This is a genomic window from Deinococcus sp. JMULE3 (assembly GCF_013337115.1).
Classification (GTDB): Bacteria; Deinococcota; Deinococci; order Deinococcales; family Deinococcaceae; genus Deinococcus.
This window is the reverse complement of sequence record NZ_SGWE01000001.1, coordinates 1-15,870: the sequence shown is the minus strand read 5'-3', so window position 1 is coordinate 15,870 and position 15,870 is coordinate 1. Positions and strand designations below refer to the sequence as shown.

Annotated in this window: 13 protein-coding genes; 6 read left to right on the top strand and 7 right to left on the bottom strand. The window is 73.0% G+C overall.

What is annotated here, in order from left to right; genetic code table 11:
* Positions 1 to 111 precede the first annotated feature (111 nt).
* The 5 genes from guaD to EXW95_RS00045 are packed head-to-tail and all read right to left on the bottom strand — an operon-like array spanning position 112 to position 6,254.
* Positions 112 to 1,404: a guanine deaminase gene (gene guaD / locus EXW95_RS00065; RefSeq protein ID WP_174365798.1), complete on the bottom strand. Its 1,293-nt coding sequence runs from the start codon at positions 1,402 to 1,404 to the stop codon at positions 112 to 114.
* Positions 1,401 to 2,282 (bottom strand): xanthine dehydrogenase accessory protein XdhC, encoded by an 882-nt coding sequence (xdhC, locus tag EXW95_RS00060; protein WP_174365797.1) that lies wholly within the window; start codon positions 2,280 to 2,282, stop codon positions 1,401 to 1,403. Before xdhC ends, guaD begins: the two co-directional genes overlap by 4 nt.
* Positions 2,264 to 2,482, bottom strand: coding sequence for a hypothetical protein (locus EXW95_RS00055; RefSeq protein WP_058979112.1), 219 nt, complete (start codon positions 2,480 to 2,482; stop codon positions 2,264 to 2,266). Before EXW95_RS00055 ends, xdhC begins: the two co-directional genes overlap by 19 nt.
* Positions 2,479 to 4,848 (bottom strand): xanthine dehydrogenase molybdopterin binding subunit, encoded by a 2,370-nt coding sequence (gene xdhB / locus EXW95_RS00050; RefSeq protein ID WP_174365796.1) that lies wholly within the window; start codon positions 4,846 to 4,848, stop codon positions 2,479 to 2,481. The genes EXW95_RS00055 and xdhB overlap by 4 nt, the downstream gene beginning before the upstream one ends.
* Complete coding sequence (locus EXW95_RS00045; protein ID WP_174366013.1) at positions 4,845 to 6,254, bottom strand: xanthine dehydrogenase small subunit; 1,410 nt, start codon at positions 6,252 to 6,254, stop codon at positions 4,845 to 4,847. Before EXW95_RS00045 ends, xdhB begins: the two co-directional genes overlap by 4 nt.
* 375 nt (positions 6,255 to 6,629) lie before the next feature.
* Here EXW95_RS00045 and EXW95_RS00040 point away from each other — a divergent pair, with 375 nt between their 5' ends.
* Positions 6,630 to 7,574, top strand: coding sequence for a DUF808 domain-containing protein (locus EXW95_RS00040; RefSeq protein WP_174365795.1), 945 nt, complete (start codon positions 6,630 to 6,632; stop codon positions 7,572 to 7,574).
* Positions 7,575 to 7,823: 249 nt separating this feature from the next.
* Positions 7,824 to 8,945 carry a GGDEF domain-containing protein gene (locus EXW95_RS00035; protein WP_174365794.1) on the top strand — a complete coding sequence of 374 codons (1,122 nt, stop codon included), beginning with the start codon at positions 7,824 to 7,826 and terminating at the stop codon, positions 8,943 to 8,945.
* A gap of 97 nt (positions 8,946 to 9,042) precedes the next feature.
* Here EXW95_RS00035 and EXW95_RS00030 read toward each other — a convergent pair whose 3' ends face one another.
* Positions 9,043 to 10,104, bottom strand: coding sequence for a mannose-1-phosphate guanylyltransferase (locus tag EXW95_RS00030; RefSeq protein ID WP_174365793.1), 1,062 nt, complete (start codon positions 10,102 to 10,104; stop codon positions 9,043 to 9,045).
* Positions 10,105 to 10,196: 92 nt separating this feature from the next.
* On the opposite strand from EXW95_RS00030, the gene EXW95_RS00025 reads away from it, so the two are divergent.
* Complete coding sequence (locus EXW95_RS00025; protein ID WP_174365792.1) at positions 10,197 to 11,603, top strand: phosphoglucomutase/phosphomannomutase family protein; 1,407 nt, start codon at positions 10,197 to 10,199, stop codon at positions 11,601 to 11,603.
* 54 nt (positions 11,604 to 11,657) lie between these two features.
* Here EXW95_RS00025 and EXW95_RS00020 read toward each other — a convergent pair whose 3' ends face one another.
* Positions 11,658 to 12,860, bottom strand: a complete 1,203-nt coding sequence (locus EXW95_RS00020; RefSeq protein ID WP_174365791.1) for a PLP-dependent aspartate aminotransferase family protein — start codon at positions 12,858 to 12,860, stop codon at positions 11,658 to 11,660.
* A gap of 109 nt (positions 12,861 to 12,969) precedes the next feature.
* On the opposite strand from EXW95_RS00020, the gene EXW95_RS00015 reads away from it, so the two are divergent.
* The 3 genes from EXW95_RS00015 to EXW95_RS00005 all read left to right on the top strand — a co-directional run.
* Positions 12,970 to 14,337 carry an MATE family efflux transporter gene (locus EXW95_RS00015; protein WP_371809838.1) on the top strand — a complete coding sequence of 456 codons (1,368 nt, stop codon included), beginning with the start codon at positions 12,970 to 12,972 and terminating at the stop codon, positions 14,335 to 14,337.
* Positions 14,338 to 14,494: 157 nt separating this feature from the next.
* Positions 14,495 to 15,049 (top strand): 2Fe-2S iron-sulfur cluster-binding protein, encoded by a 555-nt coding sequence (locus EXW95_RS00010; RefSeq protein WP_174365790.1) that lies wholly within the window; start codon positions 14,495 to 14,497, stop codon positions 15,047 to 15,049.
* A partial coding sequence (locus tag EXW95_RS00005; protein ID WP_174365789.1) for a xanthine dehydrogenase family protein subunit M occupies positions 15,046 to 15,870 on the top strand: 825 nt, incomplete at its 3' end. The genes EXW95_RS00010 and EXW95_RS00005, both read left to right, overlap by 4 nt.

Genomic DNA, 15,870 nt, shown 5'->3' with positions numbered 1-15,870 from the left:
CTTCCGTTGTCCCCTCTCCCCCTGTGGGAGAGGGAGGGAGGAGCGAAGCGACGGAAGGGTGAGGGGGCCACCGGGCGACTCCGAATGATCTGGAATCACTTGAATCCCGTATCAGGCGCGGGTGTGCGCCACGTCCCCGCCGATCCAGACCTGCGCGACGTCGCCGGGCGTGCCGGTGGCGAACGCGGCGGCCAGGGCCCGCTCGGGGCTGGCGGCGTGGCGGAACACGGCGTCCAGCGGCGTGCCGGGCGCCGGCGCGAGGTGCACGGCGTCGAACTGCTGGCCCGGCTCGAACGCGCCGACCTCGGGCAGGTCCAGCGCCTCGGCGCCCGCCTTCGTGGCGAGGTACAGCAGGTGCGCGGGGCTCAGGGGCACGCCGCCCGGCATGAGGTTCTGCATGAAGTGCGCCTGCAGGCCCTCCTTGAGGAGGCTGAAGCCGGTGCCGCCGCCCACGTCACTGCCCAGGGCCACGTGGACGCCCGCGTCGAGGTGGCGGCGCAGCGGGAAGAAGCCGCTGCCGAGCGCGGAGTTGCTGCACGGGCAGTGCGCGGCCGTGCAGCGCGCGGCGGCCATGACGCCCAGTTCGCGGTCGCTGGGGTGCACGTTGTGCGCCAGGACGCTGTGGCGGCCGATCAGCCCGGCGCGTTCGTAGGTGTCCAGGTAGTCGCGCGCGCCGGGGAACAGCTCACGGACGACCTCGATCTCGCGGGTGTTCTCGTTGATGTGGCTGGTGAAGCGCACGCCGGGGTGCTCGCGCATCAGGGCGGCGCAGGCGTCGAGGATGCCCTCGGACGCCGAGAGGCTGAAGCGGGGCGTCACCGCGTAGTGCGCGCGGCCCACGCCGTGCCAGCGTTCGATCAGGGCCTTCCCCTCGGCGTAGGCGCGCTCCGGGGTGGTGTGCAGTTCGTCCCGCAGCAGGCGGTCGCTGACGACCAGGCCCGCCACGGCGCGCAGCCCGGTCTGGGCGGCCTCCTCGAAGAAGGCGTCCACCGCCCCGGCGAAGTGCGACCCGAACACGAGCGCGGTGGTCGTGCCCGCGCCGAGCAGGCCGCGCGTGAAGTCCCGCGCGACGCCGCGCGCGTAGGCGACGTCGGCCATGCGGGCCTCCTCGGGCAGCGCGCACTGGTCCAGCCAGTCCAGCAGCGGCAGACCCAGCCCGCCGATGACGCGCACCTGCGGCAGGTGCACGTGCGTGTCGATGAAACCCGGCAGCAGCAGCCCGCCGCGCAGGTCAGTGACGGGCGCGTCCGGGTGCGCGGCGCGCAGGTCCGCGAAGGCGCCGCGGGCGCGGAGCACGCCGCCTTCGACGAGCAGGCCGCCGTCGGATTCGGCGCGCAGCGCGTCCGCGTGCGTGAAGGGGTTTTCGGGGGTGTGCAGGAAGGTGGCGCGGTACAGCGTGGTCATGGGGTCCTTTCGGGGGCCGGGGTCAGGTCCGGCGTCTGGATGAGATAAGGGAGGAGCTGTGCAGCGACGCTCAGGGCGATCACCGCCGGGTGCTTGCGGTGGGGGCCGGCGTTCAGTTCGGGCAGGCCGATCGGGGAGGTCACGCGCGCCAGGGCCTCGGGGGTGTGGCCCAGGTCGCGCAGTTGCGCCTGGAAGCGGGTCCACTTGGCGCTCGACCCGATCAGGCCCAGGAAGCCGGGGCCGGGGCGGCGCAGCGCGGCGTCGAGGATCGCGGCGTCCTCGGCGTGGTCGTGCGTGAGGATCAGGACGTGCGTGCCGGGCGGGAGGTCCTCCAGCACGAGTTCCGGGATGGGCGCATGGTGCGCGGTGACGTGCGCCTCGGCGTCCTGCAGGGGCAGCAGGCGCTCGGGGGTGAGCTGCGCGGCGCGCGAGTCGATCAGGTGCAGCCCCACCGGGTGCCGCGCGAGCAGCCGCGCGAGTTCCAGGCCCACGTGCCCGGCGCCGAACACCGCCACCTGCGCCCGCGCGTGCAGGACGGGATCGAGGTGCAGCGTGACCTCGCCGCCGCAGCACTGCCGCCCGTGCTCGTTCGCGGCGCGGTCAGTCAGGCGCAGCGTCAGGGTCTCGGGCGCCTGGGCCTGCGCGCGGATCAGGGCGCGGGCGCGTTCCGTGGCGGTCGCCTCCAGGTTCCCGCCGCCCACACTGCCCCAGGTGCCGCCGAGGCTGACGACCATCCGCGCGCCCGCCTCGCGGGGCGTATGCCCGCGCGCGGCGCTGACGGTCACGAGCACGGCCGCCTCCCCGCGCGCGGAGAGCCGCGTGAGGGCCGTCAGCCACGCCGGGCCGCCCGCACCCGGACTCAGGGCGTGCGGGTCCATTCCAGCGGCAGCAGGTCCTGCGGGCTCAGGGGCAGTTCGGCGTCCCATTCCAGCAGCGCCAGCGCGTCCGCGTCCCACTGCTCGTCTTCCAGGAAGCGCGGGCCGTCCACGGGCAGGTCGGCGTGCAGGAACTGGAGGTCGGCGGCGCTCAGGGCGCTGGCGGGCAGGGGGGCCGTGATGAGCAGGGCAGCTTCGGTCATGTCGGGTCTCCTTCGGTCGCGCGGGGCGCGTCGGGTGTTGAGGGGGTGCGGGCGGCGTGCAGCGCCCAGAACGCGGCCTCCGGCGTGGCCGGGGACGCGAGGGGGGTGGGGGTGCCGGGCGGGCCGAAGGCGGCGCACGCGGCGCGGATGGCCTCACGTGCGGAGATCGCCAGCATCAGCGGGGGTTCCCCGACTGCCTTGCTGCCGTACACCACGCCGGTCTCGGTGGCCTGCCGCAGGAGAGAAGCGCGGAAGTCCGCGGGCAGCTCCGAGAGCGAAGGCAATTTATACGTGCTGGCCGCCTGCGTGAGCAAGCGTCCCCGTCCCGCTCCGGTGGACTCGTCCCACCGGAGTTCCTCCAGGGTCAGCCAGCCCAGGCCCTGCAGGTACCCGCCCTCGACCTGCCCCAGGTCGATCAGCGGGGAGAGGCTGTCCCCCACGTCGTGCAGCAGGTCGGCCCGCAGGACGCGGTACGCGCCGGTGAAGCCGTCGAGTTCCACCTCGGTGACGCTCGCGCCGTAACTGAAGTACTTGAAGGGTTCGCCCTGCATCGCCTCGCGGTCCCAGTGCAGGCCCGGCGTGCGGTAGAAGCCCGCCGCCCACAGCTGCGTGCGGCGGTGGTACGCGTCGTGCACGAGTTCCCGGAAGGGAAAGCCGCGCTCCGGGTGACCGAGCGGGAAGACCCGGCCGTCCTCGAAGCGCACGTCGTCCGGGTGCACGGACAGTCGCCCGGCGGCGACCTCGGCGAGACGCGCGCGGATCTGGTCGCAGGCGTCCTTCACCGCGCCGCCGTTCAGGTCCGCGCCGCTGCTGGCCGCCGTGGCGCTGGTGTTCGGGACCTTGTCGGTCCGCGTCGGCGCGAGCCGCACCGAGGCGAGCGGCACGCCCAGCGCGGTCGCGGCCACCTGCAGCATCTTCGTGTGCAGGCCCTGGCCCATCTCGGTCCCGCCGTGGTTCACGAGCACCGAGCCGTCCTTGTACACGTGCACCAGGGCGCCCGCCTGGTTGTACGCCGTGAAGTTGAACGAAATCCCGAACTTCACCGGCGTGACCGCCAGGCCGCGCTTGACGTGTTCATTCGCGGCGTTGAAGGCCGCCACCTGATCGCTGCGGGCGTGGAAGTCGCTGCTGGCGAGCAGTTCGGTCCAGATCGTCTCCAGGCGCTCGGCGTGCCGGACGGGCTGCCCGTACGGCGTGCACTCGCCCGGGCGGTAGAAGTTCCGCTGCCGCAGTTCGTGCGGGTCCAGGCCCAGCAGCGGCGCGACGCGGCCCAGCAGGTCCTCGACGACCAGCATGCCCTGCGGTCCGCCGAATCCCCGGAAGGCCGTCTGGGAGGTCTTGTTCGTCCGCGCGATCCGCCCGCGCGCCTCGACGTGCGGGATGAAGTACGCGTTGTCCACGTGGCACAGCGCCCGCGCCATGACCGGCTCGGACAGGTCCAGGCTCCAGCCGCCGTCACTGGTCAGCTGGACCTGCAGCGCCGTGAAGCGCCCGTCCGCGTCGAAGCCTGCCTTCCAGGTGGCGTGGAAGGGGTGCCGTTTGCCGGTCATGGTCAGGTCTAGGGTGCGGTTCAGCCGCAGACGCACGGGCCGCCCGGTGAGGACCGCGCCCAGCGCCGCGATCGCCGCGAAGCCGTGCGGCTGCATCTCCTTCCCGCCGAAGCCGCCGCCCATGCGCAGGCACTGCACCGTCACCTCGTTCGCGTCCAGGCCCAGCACGTGCGCCGTGATGTCCTGCGTCTCGCTGGGATGCTGGGTGCTGCACTGGATGAACACCTGCCCCGATTCGTCCACGTGCGCCAGCGAAGCGTGCGTCTCCAGGTAGAAGTGCTCCTGCCCGCCCAGTTCGAACTCGCCCTCGAAGACGTGCGCGGCCTGCGCGAAGCCCACGGTCACGTCCCCGCGCCGCAGGGTGGACTGCGCCCCCTGGAAGGAGGACGCGTCCATCGCCTCCCGCAGCGAGATCAGCGACGGCAGCGGCTCGTACGTGACCTGCACGGCGGCGGCGCCCTGCCGGGCGGCGTCCTCGCTGTCGGCCAGGACCCAGCACACGGCGTGCCCGACGAACATCACCTCCTCCGGGAAGAGGGGCTCGTCGCCCTTGACGCCCGCGTCGTTCACGCCGGGCACGTCCGCGCGCGTCAGGACCCGCGCGACGCCCGGCACGCTCAACGCAGGCGAGACGTCCACGCTCAGCACCCGCGCGTGCGCGTGCGGCGACCCGACCGGCCAGGCGTGCAGCAACCCTGAGAGCCGCACGCCCAGGTCGTCGGTGTACAGCGCCTGCCCGGTCACGTGCAGGGCCGCGCTCTCGTGCGCCAGCGCCCGCCCCACGGCGGCGCCAGGGGGAACCTCGTGGCCGCTCACGCCGTCACCTCCGCCCGGGTCTCCCAGTGAACTTTCAGCAGGCTCTGCTCCAGCATCGCCGCGCGGTACCCGGCGCTGGCGCGGTGGTCACTCAGCGGTGTGCCGGTGCCGCCCAGGATGCGGGCGGCGCGGCGGGCGGTGTCCGCCGTCCAGGGCTGTCCCTCCAGCGCGGCCTCGGCCTCGTACGCCCGCAGGGGCGTGGCGGCCACCCCGCCCAGCCCGATACGGGCCTGCGTGACCACGCCACCCTCCACGCGCAGCGCGTAGCCGACCGCCACGCTGGAGATGTCGTCGAAGCGGCGCTTGGCGATCTTGTGGAACGCCGTCACGGGCGCCAGCGGCGTGGGAATCCGCACCGCCTGGATCAGTTCGCCCGGCGTGCGTACCGTCTGGCGGTACCCGGTGAAGTAGTCGCGCAGCGGCACGACGCGCACGCCGCCCGGCCCGACGAGTTCCAGGTCCGCGTCCAGCGCCAGCAGCACCGGCGGGCTGTCCCCGATGGGCGAGGCGGTCCCCAGGTTCCCGCCCAGCGTGGCGGAGTTGCGGATCAGGCGCGACGCGAACTGCGGAAACCACGCCTGCAACAGCGGCACGCGGTTCCCCAGGCGGCGTTCCAGGTCACTGAGGGTCAGGGCCGCACCCAGGCGGATCACGTCCCCAGCGGTCTCGAAGGCGCGGAGGTCCGGCAGGGCGTCCACGGCGACGGTGACGGCCGCGCGGGCGCGGCGCAGGTTCACGTCCACGCCCCAGTCCGTCCCGCCCGCCAGCACGCGCGCGTCCGGGTGCGCCGCGAGCAGGTCCAGCGCCTCGGCCAGCGTGGCCGGGCGGTGGAAGGTCCCGTCCGGGGCGTCCAGCCGCGTGGCCCGCGGACGGGGAGCGGGCTGTGACCGCCGCGCCGCCAGCGGGTCACCCTCTCCCGGCGTGCCCAGGGCGCGGGCCGCGTCCACGATCGGGCGGTACCCGGTGCAGCGGCACAGGTTCCCGCTCAGCGAGTGCACGTCGAAGCCGTTCGCCTCGCCGTGCTCACCCGGCGTGCGCTCGGGCCGCAGGTACTCCGCCGCGAGGCTCACCACGAAGCCCGGCGTGCAGTACCCGCACTGTGACCCGCCCCGCACCGCCAGTTCCTCCTGCGCGGGATGCAGCGCGCCGGGCGTGCCCAGCCCCTCGCTCGTCACGACCTCCGCGCCGTCCAGCGCAGGCAGCAGCGCCAGACAGGCGTTCACGCTCTCCCAGCGCACGCCCGCACCGTCCGCGCGGGCCACGAGCACCGCGCACGCCCCGCACTCACCCTCGGCGCAGCCTTCCTTGCAGCCCGTCAGCCCCTCGGCGCGCAGCGCGCCCAGCAGCGTCGTGTGCGCCGCGCTGGTCAACTGCCGCACCGTTCCGTTGATCTTCAGTTCCACCATCACCGCTTTCCCTCCCGTTGAACCCACCAGACATTGCGCCGCACCTCCGGATGGAGGACACCGCGCATGGTTGACGCCTGACGTGCGAACTGGGGGGCGGGCTGACGGTTATCCATGCAGAACGACAGCCTGATTGTCCGATGCCTGCAGGATACACCCCGCCCCGCGCCCCTGTCAGCGGACGTGTCTGGGCAGGCCACAGCCGGGCATGCAGGTCGGCACGTGCGGGCAGAATCGTCCGGGCCGCCGGGAGGATGAGCCCACACCTGTCTGGGCGGCGTCCCTACGAAGTCTTGATCCTGCGGTGTCCGGGGGCGCGCCCCTGCTACGCTGGGCGGGAATGCTGCACCTCACCCCCAATGCCGGAGCCCGCCCATGAGCGGCGGCCTTGTCGCGCTGCTCGACGATGTGGCCGCGATCGCCCGCCTCGCCGCCGCGTCCATCGACGACATCGGCGCCGCCGCCGCGAAGGCCAGCGTGAAGGCCGTCGGGGTGGTCGTGGACGACACCGCCGTCACGCCCCGCTACGTGACCGGCTTCACCCCGGACCGCGAACTGCCGATCATCTGGCGTATCGCGCGCGGTTCGCTGCGCAACAAGGTCGTGTTCATCCTCCCGGTCGCGCTGCTGCTGAGCGAGTTCCTGCCGCAGGCGATGCCGCCCATCCTGATGCTCGGCGGCGCGTACCTGTGCTTCGAGGGCGCCGAGAAACTCATCGAGGCCGTCCGCGGCGGACACGAAGAGGCGGCCGCCACCGAGGCCCGGCTGAGCAGCGCCGAGCACGAGAAACAGATGATCAGCGGCGCGATCCGCACCGACTTCATCCTCTCGGCCGAGATCATGGCCATCTCGCTGGGCGAGGTCGCCAGCGAACCGCTCTTCGAGCGGGCGCTCATCCTGATCGTCGTGGCGCTGCTCATCACCGCGCTCGTGTACGGCGTGGTCGCCCTGATCGTGAAGATGGACGACATCGGCCTGCGCCTCGCCCAGGCCCGCACCGGAACGGGCCGCGCCATCGGCCGCGGGCTCGTCAAGGGCATGCCCATCATCCTGGGCGCCCTGGGCGTCATCGGCACCGCCGCCATGCTGTGGGTGGGCGGACACATCATCATCGCGGGCCTCGCGGACTTCGGCTGGCACGCGCCGGAGGATCTGCTGCACGACCTGTCCCACGGCGCGGCCGAGGCCATCCCGGCCCTGGGCGGTCTGGTCACGTGGTTGGTCGATACGCTCGTCAGCGCCGTCGTGGGTCTGATCGTGGGCCTGATCGTCGCGGGGATCGTGCACCTGATCCCGCGCCGGGGCGCCGCCGCCCACTGACCCCACCGGGTGCCCTGGTGGGGGCAAGGCCTCTCATACGGACTCCGATTGAACGGGCTTTACAGCCCATTCAATCCGAGCGGATGCGAGTAGGAAAGAAACGGGTTCCGGACGTGGAGCCGGCGATCCGGTGAAGTTCCGGATTGTTGGCGAAACAAACGGAATCCGTATCACCTGCCCCGGGTGCACCGTGAAGGAAAGGTTCCCGTCAGAGGCGACGGGCCAGCATGGGGGCACGAGCCCCGCCTCATGACCAGACCGCTGCCCGCACTGCCCCCGCCGCCCCGCACCGCTGGCCCCCCGGCCGAGGTGACGCGGGTTAAGCTGCGCGGGTACCTGCTGGCGCTGCTGCTGGCCGCGCCGGGCCTGACGCTGCTGCTGCTGCACCTGATCCGGTCCGGCGCGACCGGACTGGCCCTCACGCACGGCGCGGTGATGCTCAGCGGCGGCGCGCTGACGGTGCTGGTGTGGCGGGACACGCGGCGGCTCCCGCACGCCGAGCGGATCTTCGCGGGGCTGCTGCTGCTCAGCGGCGTGCACTTCCTGACCGGGTACGCCCTGAACCCCGGCTCGCCGCTGGACGCGGACCTGCTCGGCAGCGTGCTGCTGTTCATCGTGACGGGCCTGCTGCTGGTCCTGCCGCCCGCGTGGTCGCTGCCCCTGGCGGTCGTCCTGCTCGGCGCGTACCGGCTGGAGGTGAACCTGCTCAGCGGCGCCCCGCCGGGCACGCGGGCCCTGACGCAGTGGGTGAACCTCGGCATGTTCGCGCTGCTGGCGGTGGGCGTGGTCATGCGCCAGACGCTCGGTCAGGTGGTGGAACGCGCGCACCTGCTCGAGTACCTCGCCACGCACGACCCGCTGACCGGACTGCTCAACCGCCGCGGGTTCGAGGATCAGACCCGCGCGGGGCAGAACCTCCTGGTGCTCGACGCGGACGACTTCAAGCTCGTGAACGACACGCACGGGCACGCGGTGGGCGACGACGTGCTGCGCCAGCTGGCCCGCACCGTGCAGGAACACCTGCCGCCCGGCAGCGTCCTGGCCCGCTGGGGCGGCGAGGAATTCGTCCTCCTGAGCCCCGGCGGCCTGGAGGACGCCGCCGCGCTGGGCGAGACGCTGCGCGCCGCCGTGGCCGCCACGGAGCTCGCGGGGCAGCGCGTCACGCTGAGCCTGGGCGGCACGCACTGGGCCGCCGGGGAACCGTTCCGGGACGCCTTCGCCCGCGCCGATCAGGCGCTGTACCGCGCCAAGCGCAGCGGCAAGAACCGCGTGGACGTGTCCCCGTCGTGGACCGGGACGCCGGCGGGCACGCCCGGCAGCCTGTCGGCCGGCGTTGGGCCGCTGAAGGCATCCCCTCCTGGCAGCGCCTGACCTCACTGTCGGTACAGTCGTGTGGGCGCCACCGGAGGTCCAGTAGCGCCCGCAGGGTGCAGCGTCGAGTTCTTGTACGGGTTCTGCGGAGTCCGGTTCAGGCGAAGCGGGCGAGTTCCGGGTTGTCCTTGAGCTGCGCGACGACCTTCTTGATGTCCTGCGTGCGGTCCTTGCGGACGACCAGCGTGACGTCCCCGGCGCGCACCACGACCACGTCTTCCAGGCCGATGGTGGCGATCAGGTCCTCGCCGCCCGTGGTGTACATGATCGCGCCGCCGGTGTCCAGGCTGACGTGGCGGCCCACGGCGACGTTCCCGCCGTCGCCCTTCAGCAGGCGTTCCAGGGCGTTCCAGTCCCCCAGGTCGTCCCAGCCGAAACTGGCGGGGATCACGGCGACGTTCCGGGCGCGTTCCAGGATGGCGTAGTCCACGCTGATCTTCGGGAGGGTCGGGTAGACCTGCCGCAGGCCGCCGCGCTGCCTGGACGCGTCGAGCATCGGGCCGTACAGTTCGGGCACCAGGGTCTCGAAGGCCCTGAGGATCACCTCGACCCGCCAGATGAACATCCCGGAGTTCCACAGGTACCGTCCGGTGCTCAGGAAGTCCCGCGCGAGGTCCGCGTCGGGTTTCTCGGTGAAGCGCTGCACGCGGTACACGCCGCTGCCCGCGTCCTCGTCGCCCTGTTCGATGTAGCCGTAGCCGGTGGCGGGGTACGAGGGGGTCATGCCCAGCGTGACCAGGGCGTCGTGGGTGCGGGCGTACTCGACGGCGCGGTTCAGGACGGCATTGAAGGCGTCCGGGTCGTCCACGCGGTGGTCGGCGGGGAACACGCCCATGACGGCGTCCGGATCGTCGCGGTGCACGGTGAGCGCGCCGTACAGGATCGCAGCGGCGGTGTCGCGCGGAATGGGTTCCACGAGCAGGTTCTCCAGCGGCAGGTCCGGGAGGTGTTCCAGGACGTGCCCGCGGTGCTCGTTGGCGGTGACGATCATCAGGCGTTCCAGGCCACCCTGCCCGGCGGTCAGGCGTTCGGCGGTGGTCTGCAGCAGGCTGCGGCCGCTGCTTTCCAACGTCAGGAACTGTTTGGGTTTGCTCTTGCGGGACAGGGGCCAGAACCGTTCACCGCTGCCGCCGGCCAGGATCACAGGGTAGAAGCTCATGGTCTACCTTATGCGCCCGGATACCTGACAGGGAAGTCACCTGAGGGCACATGAATTCTTGATGGGCAGTCCGGGAGGGTACGCTGGGCGGCATGAAGCTCTCTTTCGGCACGGACGGCTGGCGCGGCGTGATCGCGGACGAGTTCACCTTCGCGAACGTGCGGCGGGTGGCGCAGGCGCACGCGGCGGCACTTCTGGCGGGTGGTGGGCGCAGCGCGGTGGTGGCGCACGACACGCGCTTCCTGGGCGGGGCGTTCGCGGGCGCGGCGGCGCGGACCCTGGCGGACGCAGGCCTGGACGTGACGCTGCTGGGCGGGCCGACGCCCACCCCGGCGCTGTCGCACGCGACGCGGGCGGGTGGGCACGCCGGGGGCGTGATGATCACCGCGAGTCACAACCCGGGGCAGTACCAGGGGTACAAGCTCAAGGGGCCGTACGGGGGGAGCGCCACGCCGGCGCTGGTGCAGGAGGTGGAGTCGCGCATCGACGCGCCGCTGACCGTGGGTGCCGGGGGCGCGCTGTCGGACGGGAGTGCGCGGGAGGCGTACCTGTCGGCCCTGGCGGGGCTGGTGGACACGGGCGCGATCCGCGCGTCGGGCCTGCCGGTGTACCACGACGCGATGCACGGCGCGGCCGGCGGCTGGATCGAGCAGTTCACGCGGGAGCACCTGGGCGTGCCGTTCCACGGGCTGCGGCAGGCGCCGGACCCGCTGTTCGGCGGCGTGAACCCCGAGCCGATCCCGTCGAATCTGGAGGCGACCGCGCAGGCTATGCGGGGCGTGTCGGGTCCGGCGTTCACGATGGTCACGGACGGCGACGCGGACCGTATCGGGGCGGTGCTGGCGGGCGGGGCGTTCTTCAACAGTCATCAGATCTTCGCGGTGCTGCTCCATCACCTCGCGCGGCGGGGCCTGCGGGGGCGGGTGGTGCGGACGGTCTCCACGAGCGGCATCATCGAGCGGCTGGCGCGGCATCACGGGCTGGAGGTCGTGCAGACCCCGGTGGGCTTCAAGTACATCACCGATCATTTCCTGGAGGGCGAGGCGGACCCGGCGCGGCAGGTGCTGATCGGCGGGGAGGAGTCCGGCGGGATCGGCGTGCAGGGGCACGTGCCCGAGCGGGACGGGCTGCTGAACGGCCTGCTGCTGCAGGAGACGGTCGCGGCGACGGGGCTGGGGCTGGACGAGCAGTTCCGGCAGATCGAGGCGCTGCTGGACTTCCGGCATCACTACGACCGCGTGGACCTGCACCTGCCGGGCCCGGTGAACCGCGCGGCGCTGATGGACGACGTGGCGAACACCGCGCGGCTGGGCGCGCACGCGGTGCAGGACGTGATCACGCTCGACGGCGTGAAGCTGGCGTTCGACGGGGGGTACGGGATGGTGCGCGCGTCCGGGACGGAACCCGTGGTGCGGCTGTACGTGGAAGCCCCGAGTCCGGGTGAGGTGCAGGGCATCCTGGGGCAGTTGCGGACGCTGACGATGCGGCACCTGAGCTGAATCCAGCACAGAGGCGGCCCGGTGCGATCGTCCGGGCCGCCTCCTTCGCTGGGTTCAGCCGGGCTGGAGGTGCCCGGCCCGGACGTGCTCCAGCGCGCCCAGGACGTCGTCCACGAGGTCGCGGGGGTCCTCGATCCCGACGCTGAGGCGCACGAGGCCGGGCGTGACGCCCTGGCGGCGCAGGGCTTCCTCGCCCAGGAGGTGGTGGGTGGTGCTGCCCGGGTGGCACGAGAGGCTTTCCACGTCGCCGAGGCTGACGGCCTGCGTGAACAGCGTCAGGTGGTTCAGGAACGCGTAGGCGGCGGCCTGGGTGCCCAGGTCGATGCTGAGCAGCCCGCCGAAGCCGCTCATCTGCCGCGCGGCGACCGCGTGGCCGGGGTGGCTGCGCAGGCCGGGGTAGTGCAGGGCCTTCAGGGCGGGGTGGCCGTCCAGCGCCTGCGCCAGGGCAGCGGCGCCCTCGCAGTGGGCGTGCATGCGCAGCGGGAGGGTCTTCATGCCGCGCAGGAACAGGTACGCCTCGAAGGGGCCCAGCGACGCGCCGACGTGCCGCAGGCCGACGCCGCGCAGCTCGGCCAGCAGGTCCGCCGGGCCTGCGACGACGCCGCCGATGGCGTCCCCGTGACCGCCGAGGTACTTGGTGGCGCTGTGCATGACGAGGTCGATGCCGTGTTCGGCGGGGCGGGTCAGGGCGGGCGTGCTGAAGGTGTTGTCCGCGACGCTCAGGGCGCCGCAGGCCTGGGCGGCGCGGGCGATCCGCGCGAGGTCCACGATGCCGAGCGCGGGGTTGGTGGGCGTCTCGACCCAGATCAGGCGCGTTCGGGGGCCGGTCAGGGTCTCCACCCCGGCCTCGTCGGGGGCCTCGTGGACGGTCACGCCGAACTTCGCGGCGACCTCGTGCAGGAAGCCGGTGGTGCCGCCGTACAGCGGCGCGACGAAGATCACCTCGTCACCGGGCTTGAGCAGGGTCAGGCACAGGGCGGACACGGCGCCCATGCCGCTGGCGAAGGCGACCGCGTCGGGCAGGTTTTCTAAGCTGGCGACCTTCTGCTCGAAGGCGCGGACGGTGGGGTTGGTCAGGCGCGAGTAGAAGTAGCCCTGTTCCTCGCCCGCGAAGAGACGCGCGCCGCGTTCGGCGCTGCCGTACCCGAAGGTGGAGGTCGCGTAGATGGGCGTGGCGTGCGCCCCGGTGGCGGGGTCGAGGCCGTGCCCGGCGTGCACGGCGCGCGTGCGGAACGCGCGGTCTGGATTGTGGGTCATGGCCCACTGTACCGCGCTTCCCTAACGGACGTTTGTTCATTCCGTCTGGCGGGCGGCGCTGTCCCGCGCAGCCGATCACGCCCGCAGGCCCGGCGGCTATGGTGTCGCGGTGAGCGCCACCTCTTTCCCACCGGGCCTGCGGGCCGAGACCGCTCAGCTGCTGCGCCTCGCCGCGCCGGTGATCGTGTCGCAGTTCAGCCTGAACGCCCTGGCGCTGATCAGCACCGCCGTGATCGGCCGCCTGGGCGCCGGGCCGCTGGCCGCCGTCGCGTACGGCAGCGCCACGTACTACCTGGGCTTCATCGTGCTGATCGGCGTGATGCTCGCGGTCGCGCCGCGCGTGGCGGCCGCGCACGGCGCCGGGGACACGCGCGGCGTGGCGCGGGCGGCGCAGGGGGGCCTGTGGCTCGCGGGGCTGCTCGCGGCGCTGTTCCTGCCGCTCGCGTTCCTCGCCGCGCACCTGATCACGCGCGGCGCCCCGGCCGGGATCGACGGGGAACTGGCGGGCACGTACCTGCGCCTGTACGCGCTGGGCATGCCCGCCACGCTGGCGTTCAGTGCGCTGCGCGGCGCGCTGGAGGGCACCGGGCAGCCGCGCGTGGTCACGGCGGTCGCGCTGGGCGCCGTGGGCGTGGCGGGGCTGCTCAGCCCGGCCCTCAGCTACGGGTGGGGCGCGCTGCCTGCGCTGGGGCTGAGCGGCGCGGCGCTGGCGACGGTCGCGGCGTCGTGGGGCAGCGCGCTGACGCTGGCGTGGGTGGCGCGGCGCCGCCTGCCCCGCCCGGCCCTGCCGCGCGCCGAGGTGATGGGCGAACTGCGCGCCCTGCTGCGCCTGGGCTGGCCGATCGGCCTGACCCTGGGCGCCGAGGGGGGCCTGTTCACGGTGACCAGCCTGCTGATGGCCCGCTTCGGCCCGCAGGCGCTCGCGGCGCACAACGTGGCCCTGCAGGTCATCACGGCGGTGTTCATGGTGCCGCTGGGACTGGCGACCGCCACGGGCATCCGGGTGGCGCAGCACGCCGGGGCGGGGCAACTGCGGCTGTCGCGCCGCGCGGGCCTGCTCGGCATGGGACTGGCGATCGCGGTGATGCTGCTCGTGAGCGTGACGTACGTCCTGACGCCCGAACGGGTCATCGGCGTGTTCGTGAACGTCCGCGACCCGGCGAACGCGGCGGTCGTGGCGGGCGCCTCGGCGCTGCTGCTGATCGCCACGCTGTTCCAGGCCTTCGACGGCCTGCAGGTCACCGCGAACGCCGCGCTGCGCGGCCTGCAGGACACCCGCTGGCCGCTGCTGATCTCGCTGATCGCCTACTGGGCGCTGGGTCTGGGCAGCGGCGCCGCGCTGGCCTTCGGGCTGGGGCTGGGACCGCGCGGCCTGTGGTTCGGGCTGACCGCCGGGCTGTGCTTCGCGGGCGTGACGCTGCTGGCCCGTTTCCTGCGGCGCACGGGAGCGGGGCGGGCCGCGCCCGGCGGAGCATAAAGCCCAGGTAAACGCCGTCCTGCGGCAGCCGCAGCGGAAATCAGGGAAGGTAGGGGGACAGGCCTTCCGCTGCCCCATGCCCGCCCACGTCCGGTGGACTGACCGGCCTTCAGCCGGTGGCGGTGGCCGACGCCCCTCTCCCGGAGGTTTCATCCGCATGACCCACACTCCCGAGGCCCCCGGCGGGGCCGATCTGCCGCGCCTGCCCGTCACGCTGACCGTGAACGGGGAGGCGCACGACCTGAACCTCGACCCGCGCGTGACGCTGCTCGACGCGCTGCGTGAACACCTGCACCTGACCGGCACGAAGAAGGGCTGCGACCACGGCCAGTGCGGGGCCTGCACGGTCCTGCTGGACGGCCAGCGGGTCCTGAGCTGCCTGTCCCTGGCGGTCATGCACGACGGTCAGGACGTGACGACCGTCGAGGGCCTGGGCACCCCCGATAACCTGCACCCGCTGCAGGACGCCTTCATCCGGCACGACGGCTACCAGTGCGGGTACTGCACGCCGGGGCAGCTGTGCTCCTCGGTGGGCACGCTGGACGAGATCGCGCGGGGCGTGCCCAGCCACGTCACCGCCGACCTGAACGCGGTGACGTTCAGCGCCGAGGAACTGCGCGAGCGTCTGAGTGGCAACATCTGCCGCTGCGCCGCGTACCCGAACATCATCGCGGCCGTGACCGAAGTGCACGCCGCCGGTGACGGCGCGTGAGGGCCTTCTCGTACACCCGCGCGGACTCGCCGCAGGGCGCGGCGCAGGCCGCCGAGGCCATCGGCGCGAAGTTCATCGCGGGCGGCACGAACCTGCTGGACCTGATGAAACTGGACATCGAGCAGCCCAGCCGCCTGGTGGACGTCAGCCGCCTGAACCTGCGCGGCGTGACGGACACCCCGGACGGTGGCCTGCACGTGGGCGCTCTGGTGACGAACACCGATCTCGCCGCGCACCCGCGCGTGCGGAGCGACTACGGCGTCCTGACCCGCGCGATCATGGCGGGCGCGACCGGGCAGATCCGCAACAAGGCCTCGACCGGCGGGAACCTGCTGCAGCGCGCCCGCTGCCCGTACTTCTACGACACGAACCTGCCGTGCAACAAACGCGATCCCGGCTCGGGCTGCGCGGCGCTGCGCGGCCTGAGCCGCACGCTGGCCGTGATCGGCACGAGCGACGCCTGCATCGCGCAGCATCCGTCCGACATGGCCGTCGCGCTGCGCGTGCTGGACGCCACGGTGACCACCCTGAAACCCGACGGCGCGGCGCGCACCCTGACGCTGGACGAGTTCTACCGCCTGCCGGAGGACACCCCGCACCTCGAAACCACCCTGGAACCCGGCGAGCTGATCACCGGCGTGACCCTGCCCCCTCCGGTGGGCGGCACGCACCTGTACCGCAAGGTCCGGGACCGCGCGTCGTACGCGTTCGCGCTGGTGTCGGTGGCGGCCATCGTGGACGGCGACCGGGTCCGCGTGGCCTTCGGCGGGGTCGCCCCGCGCCCCTGGCGCGTCCCGGACGCCGAGGACGCCTACGCCCGG